We start from the raw sequence: 18,154 nt of genomic DNA, 5'->3' as shown, positions 1-18,154 counted from the left end.
AGGTATGACCGTCGAGTATGAGACAGTAAAGCCCCCCGAGTCAGAACTGGTAATCGTCACCGGCATGTCCGGAGCCGGGCGCACCACCGTCGCCCACGCCCTGGAGGACCTCGGTTGGTACGTGGTGGAGAACCTTCCCCCCGCCATGCTGGGCATGCTCACCGAACTGATGAGCCGCTCCCAGGGCGGGCTGCCCAAGCTCGCGGTGGTCATGGACGTGCGCTCCAAGGACCTGTTCCCCGAAATCCGTGAGGCGCTCTCCGCACTGACCGCCGGGGGAGTGGGCTACCGGCTGTTCTACCTGGACGCCCACGACGACGTGCTGGTCCGCCGCTTCGAGCAGGGCCGCCGCCCCCACCCGCTGCAGGCCGACGGGCGCATCCTGGACGGCATCCGCCGGGAACGCGACGTCACCGCGCAGCTGCGCGAGGCCGCCGAGGTGGTCCTGGACTCCTCGGACATGTCGGTGCACGACCTGGCCCGCGCGGTCAACGAACTGTTCAGCGACTCCGGGCCGATCATCCTGCGCGTGAACGTGATGAGCTTCGGGTTCAAGTACGGCCTGCCCACCGACGCGAACTACGTTGCGGACGTGCGCTTCATCCCCAACCCGCACTGGGTGCCCGAGCTGCGCCCGAAAACCGGGCGGGACGCCGAGGTGGCCGAGTACGTGCTGGAGCACCCGGGCACCGAGGAGTTCATTGTCAGCTACCTCAAGGCCCTGGAACCGGTCTTCGAAGGCTACCGGCGTGAAAACAAACACTACGCCACCATTGCCGTGGGCTGCACCGGCGGCAAGCACCGTTCGGTCGCCACAGCCATCGAGCTGGGCCGCCGCCTGGCCCAGCTGCCCAACGTGCGCGTCAACGTCACCCACCGTGACCTGGGCCGGGAATAGGCGGCGGTAAACCGTGGCATTTGCAACCGGGCCCATCCCCATCCAGGGGCTGAGCAGAGACAACTCCTACAACCCCTCCGTCGTGGCCCTGGGCGGCGGGCACGGGCTGTCGACGTCGCTCTCGGCACTGCGCCGACTGACCACGTCGCTGACCGCGGTGGTCACCGTCGCCGATGACGGGGGAAGCTCCGGGCGGCTGCGCGAATCCTTCCCGGTCCTGCCTCCCGGGGATCTGCGCATGGCGCTGGCCGCACTATGTGACGATAACGACTGGGGGCGCACGTGGCGGGACGTCATGCAGCACCGTTTCGAGGCGAAGACGAATGAGACCGAGCCGCTGAACGGGCACGCGGTGGGCAACCTGCTGATCCTGGCGCTGTGGGAACTGCTGGAGGACCCGGTGGCCGGGCTGCGCTGGGCCGGGGCGCTGCTCGGCGCGCGCGGACAGGTGCTGCCGATGAGCACCGTGCCGCTGACCATCCACGGTGAGGTGCTGCAGGCCGGGCAGGACGGAAACCTGGTGCGCGGGCGCATCGACGGGCAAGCCGATCTGGCCGCCGCCGGGAACAACGCCCTAGTCACCAACGTCAACCTGGAGCCGGAAGGCGCCCCGGCGTGCATCGAGGCGCTGGAAGCCATCGACCTGGCCGACTGGGTGGTGCTGGGTCCGGGCTCTTGGTACACCTCGGTGCTGCCGCACCTGCTGCTGCCCGAAATGCGTTCGGCGATCGCCTCGACGACGGCCAAGAAGCTGCTGACCATGAACCTGTCCACGAATACCGCCGAGACCGGCGGGATGGATGGCACCGCGCACCTGGAGGTGATTGCCCGCTACGCGCCGGAGGTGAAGTTCGACGCCATTATCGCCGAAGAATCCAAGGTGGGGAACCGGGAGCGCTTTGAGCTGGCAGCACAAAAGCTCGGGGCCCGGGTCTTTTTCGGTACAGTAGGGGTATCTGACGGTCGTGCTGTTCACGACCCGTTGCGACTCGCGGCGGCCTACCACGAAGTGTTCACCGCCATCGGCTCGTAGTACGAAGAACCATGTAAGGGAGTTTGATTCATGGCATTGACGGCTTCCGTCAAAGACGAGCTGTCACGGGTAGAGATCCGCAAGCCCTCGGTCCGCAAGGCCGAGGTTTCAACCATGCTGCGCTTCAGCGGCGGCTTGCACATTGTCTCCGGACGCATCGTCATCGAGGCCGAGGTCGACCTGGCCGCGACCGCCCGCCGACTGAAGGTCGCGATCTCCGAACTGTACGGGCACGAGGCCGAGATCGTCATGGTCACCGGTTCCGGCATCCGCAAGGGCAGCCGCTACATCGTGCGGGTCGCCCGCGACGGTGAGGTGCTGGCCCGGCAGACCGGGCTGCTGGACGCCCGCGGGCGTCCGGTGCGCGGACTGCCCTCGGTGATCGTCAACGGGTCCACTGCCGACGCCGAAGCGGTGTGGCGCGGCGCCTTCCTCTCCCATGGCTCACTGACCGAACCCGGGCGCAGCTCCGCCCTGGAAATCACCTGCCCCGGCCCGGAAGCCGCCCTGGCCCTGGTCGGTGCCGCCCGCCGGCTGGACATCACCGCCAAGGCCCGTGAAGTGCGCGGGGTGGACCGCGTGGTCATCCGTGACGGAGACGCCATTGCCCAGCTGTTGACACGCATGGGCGCACATGATGCGCTGATGGTGTGGGAAGAACGCAGGATGCGCAAGGAAGTGCGGGCCACCGCGAACCGGCTGGCCAACTTCGACGACGCCAATCTGCGACGCAGCGCCCAGGCGGCGGTGGCCGCCGGAGCGCGCGTGGAACGTGCCCTGCAGATCCTGGGCGACGAGGTGCCCGAGCACCTGCGTTACGCCGGGTTACTGCGACTGGAACACAAACAAGCTTCATTGGACGAGCTTGGTCGCATGGCCGAACCGCCAATGACGAAGGACGCCATCGCAGGCCGGATCCGCCGCCTTTTGGCCATGGCCGACAAAAAGGCGGGCGAACTGGGAATACCTGGGACTGAGTCCAGCGTTCCAGTAGATGCACTGGAACAGTAAGTGTCCCCGCGGACAACAGTTCGCGGAGATTCATCCGATTGAGAAGATTGAGGAGAATCATGGCTGTTTATTCGCTGCCTGAACTGCAGTACGACTACGCCGCTCTGGAGCCGCATATCTCGGCTCGCATCATGGAGCTGCACCACTCGAAGCACCACGCCACCTACGTGGCCGGGGCCAACACCGCTTTGGAGCAGATGGCCGAAGCCCGCGAAAAGGGTGAATTCGGCAACATCCCGAAGCTGTCCAAGGACCTGGCCTTCCACCTCGGTGGCCACACCAACCACTCGATCTTCTGGAACAACCTCTCCCCAGAGGGCGGCGACAAGCCCGAGGGCGAACTGGCAGCTGCCATCGACGAGTTCTTCGGCTCGTTCGACGCCTTCCGCGGCCAGTTCAACGCTGCTGCGACTTCGCTGCAGGGTTCGGGCTGGGCCGTGCTGGCCTACGAGCCGATCGGTGGCCAGCTGGTCATCGAGCAGCTCTACGATCAGCAGGGCAACGTCCCGGTCGGCACCATCCCGCTGCTGATGCTGGACATGTGGGAGCACGCCTTCTACCTGGACTACGTCAACGTCAAGGGCGATTACGTCAAGGCGTTCTGGAACATCGTGAACTGGGCTGACGTTCAGGCTCGCTTCGCGGCCGCCCGCCAGGGTGCAACCTCGCTCGTCGTTCCGGGCAAGTAACGAAAGAGACAGTTAGCTGTCTCACACATCTCGCCAGTGATGGCGTAGAATGTAATCAGTGATTCGGGCCCCGAACCATCGGGGCCCGAAGACACGACACAACGGAGTGTCCTTCAACGAAAGGCCGCTTCCGTTAGCACGCGGTAGTGGCACCAACATCCCCACTTAGAGGAGATAGTCACGTGACAACCCGTGTTGGAATCAATGGTTTCGGACGAATCGGACGCAATTACCTGCGCGCGGCCCTGGCCAAGAACGCAGACATTGAAATTGTCGCCGTCAACGACCTTGGTTCAATCGACTCCCTGGCCCACCTGGTGAAGTTCGACTCCGTTCTGGGTGTTCTGCCCGTAGAGGTCAGCGTGGAAGAAGACGTCATCGTCGTCGGCGAGAAGCGCATCAAGGTGCTCTCGGAGAAGAACCCCGAAAACCTGCCCTGGGGCGAACTGAACGTCGACATCGTCGTGGAATCCACCGGACGTTTCACCAAGGCCAAGGATGCCCAGAAGCACCTGGACGCCGGCGCCAAGAAGGTCATCATCTCCGCCCCGGCGAAGAACAACGACATCACCATCGTGATGGGTGTGAACGACGACCAGTACGATCCGGCCAACCACCACATCATCTCGAACGCCTCGTGCACCACCAACTGCCTGGCCCCGATGGCCAAGGTGCTCAACGACGAATTCGGGATCGTTGACGGCCTGATGACCACCATCCACGCCTACACCGCCGACCAGCGCCTGCAGGATGCCCCGCACAAGGATCCGCGTCGTGCCCGCGCCGCCGCCCTGAACATCATCCCGACCACCACCGGTGCCGCCAAGGCCATCGGTTCGGTGCTGCCGGAGCTGAAGGGCAAGCTGCACGGCTACGCCATGCGCGTGCCGGTCCCAACCGGTTCGGCCACCGACCTGACCGTGAACCTGCCGCGCGAGGTCACCGTGGAGGAAGTCAACGCAGCCTTCGAGAAGGCGGCATCCGAAGGCAGCCTGGCCCCGTACCTGCAGTACTCCACCGATCCGCTGGTCTCCTCGGACATCGTGACCAACCCGCATTCGGCGATCTTCGACTCCGAGCTGACCACCGTCATGGGCAAGAGCGTGAAGGTCCTGGCCTGGTACGACAACGAGTGGGGCTACTCCTCCCGACTCGTTGACCTGACTCAATTCGTGGGATCGCAGCTCTAGTCAGATAATCTAGAGACATGTCTGCACACACTCTCGACGAATTGCTCGCCGACGGTGTCCGTGGGCGGCACGTTCTGGTCCGCAGCGACCTGAACGTGCCGCTGGACGGTACCACTGTCACCGACGACGGACGCGTGCGCGCGTCCCTGCCCGTGCTCACCAAACTCACCGAGGCCGGCGCCAAGGTGATCGTGATGGCCCACCTGGGCCGCCCCAAGGGCACCGTGGATCCCAAGTACTCCATCGCCCCGGCCGCCCACCGGCTCAATGAACTGTCCGACTTCGAGGTCATCGTGGCCGAGGACGTGGTGGGCCCCTCCGCCCAGCAGTCCGCCGCCGCACTGGCCGAGGGGCAGGTGCTGGTGTTGGAAAACGTGCGCTTCGATGCGCGCGAGACCTCCAAGGACGACGCCGAGCGTGGCCAGTTCGCCCGCGAACTGGCGGAGCTGACCGGCCAGAACGGCGCGTATGTCAACGACGCCTTCGGTGCAGTGCACCGCAAGCACGCCTCGGTCTACGACATCGCTTCACTGCTTCCCTCCTACCAGGGAGACCTGGTGGCCACCGAGGTGAAGGTGCTCAAGACCCTCACCGAAGCCCCGAAGCGCCCCTACGTGGTCGTGCTGGGCGGCTCGAAGGTTTCGGACAAGCTGGCGGTCATCGACAACCTGCTGGGCAAGGCCGACCAACTGCTGATCGGCGGCGGCATGGCCTTCACCTTCCTCAAGGCCCAGGGGCACGCCGTCGGCGGCTCCCTGTTGGAAGAGGACCAGGTCGCGACCTGCCAGGAGTACCTGACCCGCGCCGAGAAGCTTGGCTGCGACATCATCATCCCGACCGACGTTGTGGTGGCGGAGAAGTTCGACGCCCACGCCGCGCACGAAGTATTGGACGCCGACAAGATCGAGCAGGCCAGCTTTGGGGCCAACGGGCTGGGCCTGGACATCGGCCCGAAGACCGCTGAACTGTTCGCCAGCTACATCACCAGCGCCAACACCGTTTTCTGGAACGGGCCAATGGGCGTCTTCGAAATCCCGGCCTTCGCCGAAGGCACCCGCCGGGTGGCCGGTGCCCTGGCCGAATCGGAGGCCTTCAGCGTGGTGGGCGGCGGAGACTCCGCGGCCGCGGTACGCACCCTGGGCTTCGATGAAGACGACTTCGGTCACATTTCAACCGGCGGCGGAGCTTCGCTGGAATACCTTGAGGGCAAGACCCTGCCGGGTCTGGCCGCTCTGGAAGGCTAGTCAATGACTATTTCAAAAGATGGAAAGTTCGTCCGCACGCCGTTGATCGCCGGCAACTGGAAGATGAACATGGACCACATCCAGGGCATCACCCTGGTGCAGAAGCTGGCCTGGACCCTGAAGGACCACCAGCATGACTACGACCGCGCCGAAGTGGCCGTATTCCCGCCGTTCACCGACATCCGCGGGGTGCAGACCCTGACCTTGGGTGACAAGCTGGACATCGTCTACGGTGCCCAGGACCTGTCCACCCAGGATTCGGGAGCCTACACCGGGGAAATCTCCGGCCAGTTCCTGAACAAGCTGGGCTGCAGCTATGTGCTGGTCGGTCACTCCGAGCGTCGCCAGTACCACAACGAGACCGACGAGGTCGTCGCCGCCAAGCTGGCCGCAGCGTACCGCCACGAGCTGACCCCGGTGCTGTGCATCGGCGAGGGACTGGACAAGCGCCAGGCCGGCGAGCACGTGGCATACACGCTCAACCAGCTGGAGGGCTCCATTGCGGGGCTCACCGCAGAACAGGCCGCCAGCCTGGTCATCGCCTACGAACCGGTGTGGGCCATCGGCACCGGCGAGGTGGCCGGACCGGCCGACGCACAGGAAATGTGCGCCGCCATCCGTGCCGCCCTGGCCGAACGTTTCGGCGACGAGGTCGCACAGTCGATCCGCCTGCTCTACGGCGGCAGCGTGAAGGCCGCCAACACGGCGGCGATCATGCGCGAACGCGATGTGGACGGCGTGCTCGTCGGCGGCGCCAGCCTGGATGCCGAAGAGTTTGCTAACATTGTTAGGTTCGAGCATCACCTCGTGACCGACTGAACCCTAGGTAAGGAACCGACGTAGTGGATATCATCAAGATCGTCCTGCAGGTACTGCTGGGCATCACCAGTGTTCTGCTGACCATGCTGATCCTGCTGCACAAGGGCCGTGGCGGTGGTATGTCGGACATGTTCGGCGGCGGGGTCACCTCTTCGCTCGGCTCCTCCGGCGTCGCCGAGAGGAACCTGAACCGGATCACCGTCGTGCTCGGCCTGGTGTGGGCCGCGGTGATCATCGGGCTGGCGCTGATCATGCGCTTCAGCGTCGAACTCTAGACCACCAAAAAAGCGGTGGGGACTTTCCATGAGGGAAGTCCCCACCGCTTTTTAACGCACCCTGACGGTCAGCGGGCGTCACTGCCGTGGTGATGCCTGGTGGTGCGATTCTGCCTGCGGTAGTGGTCATAAATACTGGGCGCCATGGCCACGAGGAGACAGAACACTCCGAAGCCGGTGGCTCCGCTGAGCAAACTGATAATGCCGACCAGCGTAATGAAACCCTGCAGCAGCATCATGCTCCGAGGACTCATCTGCGGTTCACCCCCTGTCGAGGACCCTGGTCTTTCAGGGTACCGGACGGAAGGTTTTGTCAACAGGGACAGCGTCCGATCCAAAGGATTGGCAGGGGGAGCAGCACTGCGCACAGCGGCGGGCTGGCTCGGCGGAATCAGTGCCCAGGTCAGTCCGGGGGCCTTTGGCAACGCAACGCCGCGGGGGTGCTCAGCAGGCGGCGCAGCGGTTCGGCGCTCATCCCCAGCACCAGGTACAACAGGCCCAGCTCCACCCGTCCGGTGATCAGGCATGCGGTCCCCATGGCGCCCAACAGCACCTTGAGCCATGTCAGCGACTGCGTTTCATCTGCCATCTTTACCCCGTTAGGTCCCACGCTTTCTAACACCGTAGGCTTCGGCGATGGCAAAGGGAAGAGGAACCGGTGGCATCATGGCGACGGGCAGGTGAACTGCGCGCTCCTCCTGCTAAGTGTGCTGCGTGCGTCCCTCGGTTTCACCGGCCTGGGGCGCAATGAACCGGTCCACCAGGGTCAGGCCCACACCCAACACCAGGCACAGCACCCCAAGTTCCGCCCGGCCGCTGAGGAGGCAGAAAATACCAATGACCATGATGAGCGAACACACCCATTGCGAGATGAACGGTTCCATGTCGGGCTCCTTTCCCGGGGGATCGAGCTTTAACCCCAGCCTAGGCCAGCTCCGGTGAAATGCCAGGGGGTGCGGCCCAGCCTGCGGGTTAACCGCAACGCGGCGGCTGTGCTTCTCCACGGTTGTTGAGCCGGGCCGAGGGTGCATGGACGCCGTGGCGGCGCGGCGGTACGGTGGAGGCACCGGGGACGGGACAGCGGCGTCCGCCGTTGGATCGGGCGTGGGGAGGAGCAGGCGATGGGGACACGAGTGCCAAAGGGGCGGATACCCGATCTGGAGTCACGCCGGCGCCTGGACCCGCTGTGGACGGAGCTGGCCTGGGAATCGATCAACGACGGGCGGTTGTCAGTGACCGTCGCGGACGCCGCGGCAAGTGAGATCACGGTCCTCGGGGCGTGCCCGCGCTGTGCGGATGAGATGACGTACCGCAGCGTTGAACGAGGTGTCGCGGCCGTACCCGGCCGGTCCGCAGCGGAACCCGGAATCTCAATACGCACCGAAACGGACACTCCGGCTCCGGCGCAAGCCGCGCAGACCCTGGGGATCGAGGTGGATGTGTTTTGCCGCTGCACCTACTCCCATTCCGGGCATCCGCCGCAGGAACCCCTGGGGTGCGGGGCGGTGTTCCGTGTTGCGCTCAAGGAGCAAAATGCGGGGGTCTGGGTGCCCAGCCGGCCCAGCACGTTCCCGGGCGCTGATGCGTTGGAACGCAAGGAGCTGTGGGATGACATCGTGCAGGGGATGCTGCCGCGCACGGCGGCCACGGCCAAGGTGTGGGGTGCCGGCTACACGGGCCTGCTGACCCTGCTGGTCTCGGCGGTGGTGGTCAGCGGGGATTCACTGGACCTGGTGGCCGAACCCTGGCGGAGCCTGATCATCGTGCTGTTGCTGCTCGGGCTGGGCCTGATGCTCACCGGGCTGTGGTTTGTCACCCGCGCCGAGGCTCCACCGCAGCAGGCGGTGCGCCGCGCCTGGTTCCTCTGGCGCTTCCCCAACCGCAGCCGCTACGAGAGGAGCCTGGCCGAGGCCGCCGTCCACCGTCTGGGCTTGGGGCACGCCTGCGTGATCGGGGGAGTGGCCGCCTTTCTGCTGGGGGTCGCGTTCTGGCTGTTCAGCCTTCCCGGCTAGACCCGGCGCCCGGTGGGCGTGGGCGCAGCCAAAAGCCCCGGCCGCCGGCGCCCGTCCTGGAGGACAGGGAGCCGGCGAGCGGGGCTTTTACCCGGTGGCGTCTAGAGCAGGGACGCAGCGGCGCGGTCCACCAGCCATCGCGTGGCGGTGGTGCCGTGCACGGCGCTGGCCGGGACCGCGGCCTCGTTGACCTCGTGCTGGGCCGCGGCCAAGGCCGGGGCCTTCTCGGAGCCGGCCACCAGCAGCCAGACCTCGCGGGCCGCGTTGATGGTGGGCATGGTCAGCGACACCCTGTCGGCCGGCGGCTTGGGGGACTCGTGGACGGCGATCGCCCCGGTGTCCTGTGAGCTGGTGTGGTGCGGGAACAGGGAGGCGACGTGGGCGTCGGGCCCCATGCCCAGCATCAGCACGTCGAAGGCCGGGCTGGCCTGCCCCTCGGGGGCCTCGGCGGCCAGCAGCGCGGTGTACGCCTCGGCGGCGGCCTCCGCGGTGTCGTATTCGTCGCTGGAACCCATCGGGTGCACGGTCTGCCGGTCCAGGCCCAGCGCGTCGAGTTCGGTGAACAGCTCCGCGGCCTGGCCGATGTTGCGCTCCGGTGAATCGGCGGCGACGAAGCGCTCATCGCCCCACCAGAAGTGCACCAGCGACCAGTTCACGGCGTGCCGGGCCGGGTTGCCGGCCACGGCCTGCAGCGCGGCGATGCCCAGGCTGCCGCCGGTGACCACCACGTGGGCGACCCCGCGGGCGGCGATGGCGTCCTGCACGGCGGTGATCAGCCGGCCGGCCACCGCCTGGGCCGTGGTGTCCGCGTCCGGGTGGATGACGATCTGTCTAGCGATCACTGGGCTCAATACTCCTCAGGTTGGTCAGGTGCAGTCCGCGGGTGACCACCTCGCCGAACACGTCGTCGGCGTCCAGGCGGCGCATCTCCTCGGCCAGGCAGTCGGCGATCGGGCGGCGCGGCAGGGAGATCCGCTGCGGTGCGCTGCCGGGCAGGTACAGGTGGGCGACCTCCCCGGTGGGGCGGGAGAGTTCCACGTCCCCGGCCTTGCGGCTCAGGCGCACACTGGATAGCCCGCCGGTGGACTTGTCCGCCGCGATCGTGACCGGCACGTTCAGGCACATGGTCAGCCAGGCGGCCAGCAGGGTGGTGGACGGCGAGTTCGCCGAGCCCTTCACCGTGATGTTCTTCAGCCCCTTGGTGCCGATCAGGTCGATGATGCTGGCCAGCTGGGCGCGCCACAGGGTGATGCGGGTCCAGGCCAGGTCCGAGTCCCCGGCCTGGTAGGTCTTGGCGCGCTGGAACAGGGCGGCCTCCGGGTCCGGGGCCTGCCCGGAGTCGGTGATCCGCCGGTGGGCGAGCTTGCCCAGCGGCGTGTTGGCCGGGTCGTCCGGCACCCCGTGCGGCCACCACGCCACGATCGGCGCGTCGGGCAGCAGCAGGGCGGAGATCAGCGCCTCGTCGGCGATGATGTTCGGGCCGCGGGTGCGCATCACGATGACCTCGGAGGCCCCGGCGTCTCCGCCCACGCGGATCTGCACGTCCAGGCAGTTCTTGCCGGTCACCGGCCCGCGCACCACCACGATCACCCGGCAGGGGTGTTCGCGGCTGGCCAGGTCGGCGGCGTCGATCGCCTTCTCGGCGAACCCCTCACGGGTGATGACCACCAGGGTCAGCACCCGGGAGAGCGCGGAGGCGCCGTGGGTGCGCCGCGCGGTGATCAGTTTCTTGGCCACCTGGCTGGTGGTGGTGTTGGGAAGATCGATCATCATGGCCGGCGCCACGTCCTTCCGTCTCGGTCCATCAGCTCATCGCTGCTGGACGGGCCCCAGGACCCGGGGTGGTAGGGCTCGGGCTGGCAGTCCAGCGCGGCCCAGTGTTCCTCGAACGGGTCCAGGATCCGCCAGGACTGTTCGACTTCCTCGTGGCGCGGGAAGAGCGGCGGCTCGCCCAGCAGCACGTCCAGGATGAGCCGTTCATAGGCTTCGGGGGAGGATTCGGTGAACGCGTTGCCGTACCCGAAGTCCATGGTCACGTCGCGGATCTCCATCTGGGTGCCGGGCACCTTGGAGGAGAAGCGCATGGTGGCGCCCTCGTCGGGCTGCACCCGGATAACGATCGCGTTCTGCCCGAACTCGTCATCCTTGTGGTCGGTGAACAGCAGGTTGGGGGCGCGCTTGAACACCACCGCGATCTCGGTGACGCGCCGGCCCAGGCGCTTGCCGGCGCGCAGGTAGAACGGGACCCCGTGCCAGCGCCGGGTGTTGATGTTCAGCCGGATCGCCGCGTAGGTTTCCGTCTTGGACTTGGGGTTGAAGCCTTCCTCGTCCAGGAATCCGACGACCTTCTCCCCGCCCTGCCAACCGGAGGTGTACTGTCCGCGGGCGCTGGCCGCGTCCAGGTCCTCGGGCAGGGTGACGGCGGTGAGCACCTTCTCCTTTTCGGCGCGCAGGTGGTCGGCGTTGAAGGAGATCGGCTCCTCCATGGCCGTCAGCGCCAGCAGCTGCAGCAGGTGGTTCTGGATGACGTCGCGGGCCGCGCCGACCCCGTCGTAGTAGCTGGCGCGTCCGCCGATTCCGATGTCCTCGGCCATGGTGATCTGCACGTGGTCCACGTACTTGTTGTTCCACAGCGGTTCGAACAGCTGGTTGCCGAAGCGGAAGGCCAGCAGGTTCTGCACGGTCTCCTTGCCCAGGTAGTGGTCGATGCGGAACACGGCGTCGGGCGGGAAGACCGATTCGACGATGCTGTTCAGTTCCCGGGCGCTGGCCAGGTCGTGGCCGAACGGCTTTTCGATGACCACCCGTTCCCAGCCGGGGTTGTTGTCGTTGGCCAGGTGGTGCTCGGAGAGCTTCTGGCAGACGACCTCGAACCAGCTGGGCGGGATGGAGAGGTAGAAGGCGTGGTTGCGCCCGGTGTTGCGGGTTTCGGCCAGCTCATCCAGGGTGGCGGCCAGCTGCTCATAGGCGGCGTCGTCGTCGAAGGCGCCGGAGATGAAGCGCATCCCGGAGGCCAGCTGCTCGAACACGGTCTCGTTGAACGGGGTGCGGGCGCTGGCCAGGATCCATTCACGGGCTTCGGCGGCGAAGTCCTGGGCGGACCAGTCACGCCGCCCGAACCCGACGATCGCGAAGTTCGGCGGCAGCAGGCCGCGGCTGGCCAGGTCGTAGACCGCGGGCATGAGTTTCTTGCGGGCCAGGTCGCCGGTGATCCCGAAGAACACCAGCGCTCCGGGACCGGCGATGCGGTTCAGCCGCCGGTCCCGGGGATCGCGTAGTGGGTTGCTCATCTGTTCCTTAGCTCACTCGTCCTTAAGCTCACCGATCAGCGGCTGGCTGATGGTCAAAAATCCTTTGGTGCCCGCCTACCCGGTCGGCCGCCGGCGGTGCCCCGCCCACGCCGGCGCTGGCCGGGATGGACGGGACACTCACCCGGAAGCCGGGTGGGGCACCGGCGCGGCTACTGCGCGCCGTCCTCGAGGCCGAGCGCGGTCAGCAGCTGGGCGGTGCCCGCGGCGCGGTCGGTGAAGTGCAGGCGCAGCACCGGGCGAGCGTGCTCCTCATCGCACAGCACGTTCGCGTCCCCGGAGGCCTGCGCGGCGATCAGCCCGGCGAAGCCGAAGCTGCGCCCGGGGATCTGCACGTCCCGCTGCGACTGGGTGGTCAGCTGCAGGTAGACCCCGGTGCGCGGCCCGCCCTTGTGGTACTGCCCGGTGGAGTGCAGGAAGCGCGGACCCCAGCCGAAGGTCACCGGGCGTCCGGTGCGTTCGGCCAGCACGTCGCGCAGCGACTGCAGCTTCGCATCCCCGTGCCGGTCCAGGTAGGCCTGGATGGCCAGGTAGCCGTTCTCCGGCAGCTGGGCGGTGAGCTGCTCCAGCGCATCGGCCAGGCTGTCGGCGGTGGAACCGTAGACCTCGATGGCGCCGAACACCGCGTCCGGTTCCCCGGCGGACGGGGCGTCCAGCAGGGTGCGGGCGGCGGCCTTGGCGGCCTCCACGTCGGGCTGGTCAAACGGGTTCAGCTGAAGCAGGTAGCCGGCCACCGCGGTGGCGTACTCGAAGATCAGGAACGCGGCGCCCAGCGGGGCGGAGAAGTGGATGGCGGTGGTGTCCTCGGCCACCTCGTCGGGCAGCTGCCCGTACAGGTAGAGCGGCATCACATCGCCGGCCGGGTCACGCAGCTCCGGGGCGTTGAGGTGGGCGACCACCGGCAGGATCCCCTTGCCCAGCTTGCCGGTGGATTCGGCGATGAGCTGCTCGGCCCAGTCCCCGAACCCGCCCAGCGCCTGGGCGTCGGAGGCGAAGACCAGCTTGTCCCGCCCGGTGGTGGCCAGCGCGGCCCCCAGGTGCAGGGCCAGGTTGTCCTCGTCGTCCTCGGCCAGCAGGTCCGAGACCAGCCCGGCCTCCTCCAGCAGCGCGTCGATGTCCGCCCCGGCCAGCCCCGAGGGCACCAGGCCGAACGCGGTCAGCGCCGAGTAGCGTCCGCCCACGTTCGGGTCGGCGGTGAACACCGCCCGCACCCCGCTAGGGTCGTCCATCGGCGAGCCCGGGTCGGTGACCAGCACCAGCCGGGTGGCCGGGTCGATGCCGGCGGCCTGGAAGGCGGCGGTGAAGGCGCGGCGCTGCGAATCGGTTTCCACGGTGGAGCCGGACTTGGAGGCGATGACCACCACCGTGTGCTCCAGGTCCTCGTTGAGGATCGCGGAGACCATCTGCGGGTCGGTGGTGTCGCACACCACCAGGTCCACGCCGTCGTTCGCGGTGATCACCTCCGGGGCCAGCGAGGAGCCGCCCATCCCGCACAGCACGATGCGGGTCAGGCCCTCGGCCACCAGCTCATCGCGCAGGTTCAGGATTGCCGGCACCAGTTCCTCGGCGGTGTCGAAGGGGTTGGTCCAGCCCAGCCGGATGGCGGCCTCGGACTCGGCCTCGGGCCCCCACAGGGTGGGGTCCTGGGCCGCGATGCGGCTGCCGACCTTATCCTCCAGCAGCCGCGGCAGGTTTTTCTCGACCGAGGCCAGGGCGGCCCCGGAGGTCACCAGACCCAGTTCCATTTACTTGGCCTCCTTGAGCGCGACGGCCATGTCCTGCAGCAGTTCGTTCCAGGAGTCCTCGAACTTCTTCACGCCCTCGGTCTCCAGCTGCTCCACGACCTGGTTGTAGTCGATGCCCAGGGCCGCCAGCTTGTCCAGCACGCGGTTGGCGGCATCGTAGCTGCCGGCGATCGCGTTGGGGCGCACCTGGGCCTCGGCGGCGGTGGCGTCCAGCGTCTTTTCCGGCATGGTGTTCACGGTCTGCGGGGCAACCAGCTCGGTGACGTACAAGGTGGCCGGGTAGGCCGGGTCCTTCACGCCGGTGGAGGCCCACAGCGGACGCTGCACGTTGGCGCCGGCGGCGGCCAGCACCTCGAAGCGGGCGGTGGAGAACTGCTCCTCGAAGATCTGGTAGGCCAGGCGGGCGTTGGCCACCCCGGCCTGCCCGCGCACGGCGGCGGCCTCATCGGTGCCCAGCGCATCCAGGCGCTTGTCGATCTCGGTGTCCACGCGGGAGACGAAGAAGGAGGCGACCGAATGGATCTTGGACAGGTCCAGGCCCTTGGCGTGGGCCTTCTCCAGGCCGATCAGGTACGCGTTGATGACCTCGCGGTAGCGCTCCAGGGAGAAGATCAGGGTGACGTTCACGCTGATGCCCTCGGCGATGGTCTCGCTGATGGCCTCCAGCCCGGCCAGGGTGGCGGGGATCTTGATCAGCACGTTCTCCCGGCCCACGCGCTCATGCAGCGCCTTGGCCTGGGCGATGGTCTCCGCGGTGGTGTGCGCCAGGCGCGGGTCCACCTCGATGGACACGCGTCCGTCCACCCCGCCGGTGGCGTCGTAGACCGGACGGAACAGGTCGCAGGCGCGGGCCACGTCGTCGCTGGTGATTTCCAGGATGGCCGCGTCCACCGACTTCTCGCGGTGTTCGGCGATCGCGGTGCCGTAGACCTCGGCGTTGGACAGGGCGGCGGCGAAGATCGAGGGGTTGGTGGTCACGCCGGTGACGTTCTTCTCCTCAATCAGCTTGGCCAGCGAACCGCTGGTGAGCCGTTCACGGGAGAGGTCATCGAGCCAGATGGAGACACCGGCGTCGGATAGTGCCTGGGTGTTTGGATTACTCATGGGTAAATGGTTTCCTTACTTCGCAACTTTTTCCGCGGCGGCCACCACGGCCTCGGTGGTGATCCCGAATTCGCGGTAGAGCGTCTTGTAGTCGGCGCTGGCGCCGAAGTGGTCCAGCGAGATGATCTCGCCCTGCGCGCCAACGAATTCACGCCAGCCCATGGCCACCCCGGCCTCCACGGAGACGCGGGCGGTGACGGCGGCGGGCAGCACCTCTTCGCGGTAGGCGGCGTCCTGCTTGGCGAACCATTCCTTGCTCGGCAGGGAGACCACGCGGGCGGCAATGTCCTTCTGGGCCAGTTCCTCACGGGCCTGCACCGCCAGCTCCACCTCGGAGCCGGTGGCGATCAGGATGACGTCCGGGGTGACCTCGGCGCCCCCGCGCATGGCCTCGGCCAGGATGTAGCCGCCCTTCAGGGTGCCTTCGGCGCTGCGGAAGCCCGGGGCGGTGCGGTCGAAGACGGCGAGGTTCTGGCGGGAGAGCACGATGCCGGCCGGGTTGGTCTTCAGCTGCAGCATGCCCTGCCAGGCGTAGGAGACCTCATTCGCGTCGCCGGGGCGCACCACGTCCAGGTTCGGGATGGCGCGCAGGCTGGCCAGGTGCTCCACCGGCTGGTGGGTCGGGCCGTCCTCGCCCAGGCCGATCGAGTCGTGGGTCCACACGAAGATCGAGGGCACGCCCATCAGCGCGGCCAGGCGGATGGCCGGGCGCTGGTAGTCCGAGAAGATCAGGAACGTACCGTTGAAGGCGCGGGTCGGGGAGCCGAGCACGATGCCGTTGGTGATCGCCGCGGCTGCATGCTCACGGATGCCAAAGTGCAGCACGCGCCCGTACGGGTTGGCCGCCCAGGCGTCGGTGGAGCGCTCGGCCGGGGCGAAGGACGCGGCGTCGTTGATGGTGGTGTTGTTCGAACCGGCCAGGTCGGCAGAGCCGCCCCAGAGTTCGGGCAGCACCTCGGCGATGGAGTTGATGACCTTGCCGGAGGCCGCGCGGGTGGCCAGGGAGGTGCCGGCCTCGAACACCGGCAGCTTCTGCTCCCAGCCCTCGGGCAGCTCGCCGGCGCGCAGGCGTTCGAGCAGGGCCGCGTCCTGCGGGTTGGACTTGGCCCAGGTGGAGAACTTCTCGTCCCACTCACGGTGCGCCTGGGCACCACGGTCGGCGACCTTGCGGGCGTGGGCGAGCACGTCGTCGGCGATGTGGAAGTGGGCTTCGGTGTCAAAGCCCAGGGCCTTCTTCAGCCCGGCGACTTCCTCCCCGCCCAGCTTGGCGCCGTGGATGCCGCCGGTGTTGGCCTTGGTCGGCGAGGGCCAGCCGATGATGGTGCGCAGCGAGATGATCGACGGGCGGGTGGTTTCGGCCTTCGCCGCGCGGATCGCCGCGTCCAGCTCGTTCATGTCCTCGACGTAGTCACCGGTCTTGGTCCAGTCCACCCGCTGGGTGTGCCAGCCGTAGGCGGCGTAGCGGGCGAGCACGTCCTCGCTGAAGGCGATGTCGGTGTCGTCCTCAATGGAGATCTCGTTGTCGTCGTAGATCACCACCAGGTTGCCCAGCTGCTGGTGTCCGGCCAGCGAGGAGGCCTCGGAGGTGACGCCCTCCTGCATGTCGCCGTCGGAGGCGATGACGTAGATGGTGTGGTCAAAGGGGCTGGTGCCGGCCGGGGCCTGCGGGTCGAACATGCCGCGCATCCGACGCTGGGCGTAGGCGAAGCCCACCGAGGAGGCCAGGCCCTGGCCGAGCGGGCCGGTGGTGATTTCCACGCCCGCGGTGTGGCCGAACTCCGGGTGGCCCGGGGTCTTGGCGTCCCAGGTGCGCAGCGCGGCCAGGTCCTCCATCTCCAGGCCATAGCCGGAGAGGAAGAGCTGCAGGTAAAGGGTCAGCGAAGTGTGACCGGGGGAGAGGATGAAGCGGTCGCGGCCGAACCAGTTCGGGTCGTTCGGGTCGTGGCGCAGGTGCTTCTGGAAGATCAGATAGGCGGCCGGGGCCAGGCTGATGGCGGTACCGGGATGGCCGTTGCCGACTTTCTCGACGGCATCAGCGGCCAGGACGCGAGCCGTGTCGATGGCCTTCTGGTCCAACTCGGTGAGTGAAAATTCTTCAACTAAGGATTCAGTCGCCACTGCGGCGTTTCCTTCCATTCAGGCTGGGGGAATGGTGTTTTCCCGCTGACACGCAATACGCCGTCGACCTCGAACCCGTGTCGTTCGAACTCGGGGATAAGGCGGCGACGGCGCAACTAGTGTCCACTCTATCGCGGATCACCCGGTTTGTGGTGGGTTGTTTCAAGATGACGGGGCCAAGTTAGCTGACGGCGTACGCCGGACGCATTTGTCGTGGTCCGCCGCGGATTCCGGGCTGCTTCCCCGTCGGGACCGACGGCGCGGACACCCCTGCCTCCTCCCCGGGCCTGCGGGTGCGGAGGCTGTCTTGCCTGTACCCGTCTTCGGAACGCGCCCACAAGTCTTCGGCATTGTTCGCCTGGCACATTACAAAGCCTGTTACTTGTTAGGTGCAGGATCGCGGTTCGTTGGGTTCTCTCAGCAGTCCGGCGCTTGGCCTGCCGCTGCCGCGTCGCGCACGTGGTAGCCGGAGCCGGGCCGCCAGCCGGGGCGAATGTGCCGCCGTCCACAGGGCGGGACGGTGCGCCCACGCCTGCCCTGTTCTCGCCCGTTTGCCGATTTAGTGCGGGAGATGGCCGGAATCACGCCGGAGTAGGCCGGATATGACCCAACTCAACTACCCTAAGTCTTCTATTACGCGTAGAATAAGGACGTCTGTCTTGTACCCGTGAAGAACTGAGTGCGTTTAATTGAAGTCTCTTAGTGTCG

The 18,154-nt window shown here is 67.1% G+C and carries 18 protein-coding genes; 9 read left to right on the top strand and 9 right to left on the bottom strand.

The window, feature by feature from the left end; genetic code table 11:
* Positions 1–4 precede the first annotated feature (4 nt).
* The 8 genes from rapZ (at position 5) to secG (ending at position 7,159) form a co-directional block, all read left to right on the top strand.
* Entirely contained in the window at positions 5–898 is an 894-nt protein-coding gene (gene rapZ / locus AC6I21_RS08940; RefSeq protein WP_138177815.1) for an RNase adapter RapZ, read from the top strand.
* A 13-nt stretch (positions 899–911) separates the two neighbouring features.
* Complete coding sequence (locus tag AC6I21_RS08935; protein WP_497762229.1) at positions 912–1,931, top strand: gluconeogenesis factor YvcK family protein; 1,020 nt, start codon at positions 912–914, stop codon at positions 1,929–1,931.
* Between the two features lie 30 nt (positions 1,932–1,961).
* Entirely contained in the window at positions 1,962–2,942 is a 981-nt protein-coding gene (gene whiA / locus AC6I21_RS08930; RefSeq protein WP_138177811.1) for a DNA-binding protein WhiA, read from the top strand.
* 59 nt (positions 2,943–3,001) lie between these two features.
* Positions 3,002–3,631, top strand: a complete 630-nt coding sequence (locus AC6I21_RS08925) for a superoxide dismutase (RefSeq protein WP_497762228.1) — start codon at positions 3,002–3,004, stop codon at positions 3,629–3,631.
* Positions 3,632–3,813: 182 nt separating this feature from the next.
* A complete protein-coding gene (gene gap, locus AC6I21_RS08920) occupies positions 3,814–4,821 on the top strand; it encodes a type I glyceraldehyde-3-phosphate dehydrogenase (protein WP_138177807.1) in 1,008 nt (335 codons plus the stop codon).
* A gap of 17 nt (positions 4,822–4,838) precedes the next feature.
* On the top strand, positions 4,839–6,065 hold the full coding sequence (locus tag AC6I21_RS08915; RefSeq protein ID WP_497762227.1) for a phosphoglycerate kinase: 1,227 nt from the start codon (positions 4,839–4,841) through the stop codon (positions 6,063–6,065).
* 3 nt (positions 6,066–6,068) lie between these two features.
* Positions 6,069–6,884 carry a triose-phosphate isomerase gene (gene tpiA, locus AC6I21_RS08910; RefSeq protein WP_138926362.1) on the top strand — a complete coding sequence of 272 codons (816 nt, stop codon included), beginning with the start codon at positions 6,069–6,071 and terminating at the stop codon, positions 6,882–6,884.
* 23 nt (positions 6,885–6,907) lie between these two features.
* The gene (gene secG, locus AC6I21_RS08905) at positions 6,908–7,159 is read left to right on the top strand and encodes a preprotein translocase subunit SecG (RefSeq protein WP_054821883.1); all 252 of its coding nucleotides are present in this window, start codon (positions 6,908–6,910) and stop codon (positions 7,157–7,159) included.
* A gap of 68 nt (positions 7,160–7,227) precedes the next feature.
* Here the strand turns inward: secG and AC6I21_RS08900 are convergent, their stop codons facing one another.
* The 3 genes from AC6I21_RS08900 to AC6I21_RS08890 all read right to left on the bottom strand — a co-directional run bounded on the left by AC6I21_RS08900 (position 7,228) and on the right by AC6I21_RS08890 (position 8,043).
* Positions 7,228–7,398, bottom strand: coding sequence for a hypothetical protein (locus AC6I21_RS08900; protein ID WP_175419371.1), 171 nt, complete (start codon positions 7,396–7,398; stop codon positions 7,228–7,230).
* Between the two features lie 164 nt (positions 7,399–7,562).
* Positions 7,563–7,748, bottom strand: a complete 186-nt coding sequence (locus AC6I21_RS08895; protein WP_497762226.1) for a hypothetical protein — start codon at positions 7,746–7,748, stop codon at positions 7,563–7,565.
* A gap of 112 nt (positions 7,749–7,860) precedes the next feature.
* A complete protein-coding gene (locus AC6I21_RS08890; protein WP_497762225.1) occupies positions 7,861–8,043 on the bottom strand; it encodes a hypothetical protein in 183 nt (60 codons plus the stop codon).
* Positions 8,044–8,280: 237 nt separating this feature from the next.
* Here AC6I21_RS08890 and AC6I21_RS08885 point away from each other — a divergent pair, with 237 nt between their 5' ends.
* Positions 8,281–9,171, top strand: coding sequence for a hypothetical protein (locus AC6I21_RS08885; protein ID WP_497762224.1), 891 nt, complete (start codon positions 8,281–8,283; stop codon positions 9,169–9,171).
* Between the two features lie 101 nt (positions 9,172–9,272).
* On the opposite strand, the gene pgl is transcribed toward AC6I21_RS08885, so the two are convergent.
* The 6 genes from pgl to tkt all read right to left on the bottom strand — a co-directional run bounded on the left by pgl (position 9,273) and on the right by tkt (position 17,446).
* A complete protein-coding gene (pgl, locus tag AC6I21_RS08880) occupies positions 9,273–10,013 on the bottom strand; it encodes a 6-phosphogluconolactonase (RefSeq protein WP_497762223.1) in 741 nt (246 codons plus the stop codon).
* The gene (locus AC6I21_RS08875; RefSeq protein ID WP_138177793.1) at positions 10,003–10,944 is read right to left on the bottom strand and encodes a glucose-6-phosphate dehydrogenase assembly protein OpcA; all 942 of its coding nucleotides are present in this window, start codon (positions 10,942–10,944) and stop codon (positions 10,003–10,005) included. The genes pgl and AC6I21_RS08875 overlap by 11 nt, the downstream gene beginning before the upstream one ends.
* Complete coding sequence (zwf, locus tag AC6I21_RS08870) at positions 10,941–12,461, bottom strand: glucose-6-phosphate dehydrogenase (RefSeq protein ID WP_497762222.1); 1,521 nt, start codon at positions 12,459–12,461, stop codon at positions 10,941–10,943. Before zwf ends, AC6I21_RS08875 begins: the two co-directional genes overlap by 4 nt.
* Positions 12,462–12,631: 170 nt before the next feature.
* Positions 12,632–14,224 carry a phosphoglucose isomerase-related protein gene (locus AC6I21_RS08865; protein ID WP_138177790.1) on the bottom strand — a complete coding sequence of 531 codons (1,593 nt, stop codon included), beginning with the start codon at positions 14,222–14,224 and terminating at the stop codon, positions 12,632–12,634.
* Positions 14,225–15,328: a transaldolase gene (gene tal, locus AC6I21_RS08860; RefSeq protein ID WP_138177788.1), complete on the bottom strand. Its 1,104-nt coding sequence runs from the start codon at positions 15,326–15,328 to the stop codon at positions 14,225–14,227.
* A gap of 15 nt (positions 15,329–15,343) precedes the next feature.
* Positions 15,344–17,446 (bottom strand): transketolase, encoded by a 2,103-nt coding sequence (tkt, locus tag AC6I21_RS08855; protein ID WP_497762221.1) that lies wholly within the window; start codon positions 17,444–17,446, stop codon positions 15,344–15,346.
* Positions 17,447–18,154: the final 708 nt, after the last annotated feature.

The sequence above is a fragment of the Glutamicibacter sp. St.4D3 genome, assembly GCF_059728615.1.
The sequence above is the reverse complement of the archived record's forward strand: the minus strand, read 5'-3'. Positions and strand labels throughout refer to the sequence as shown.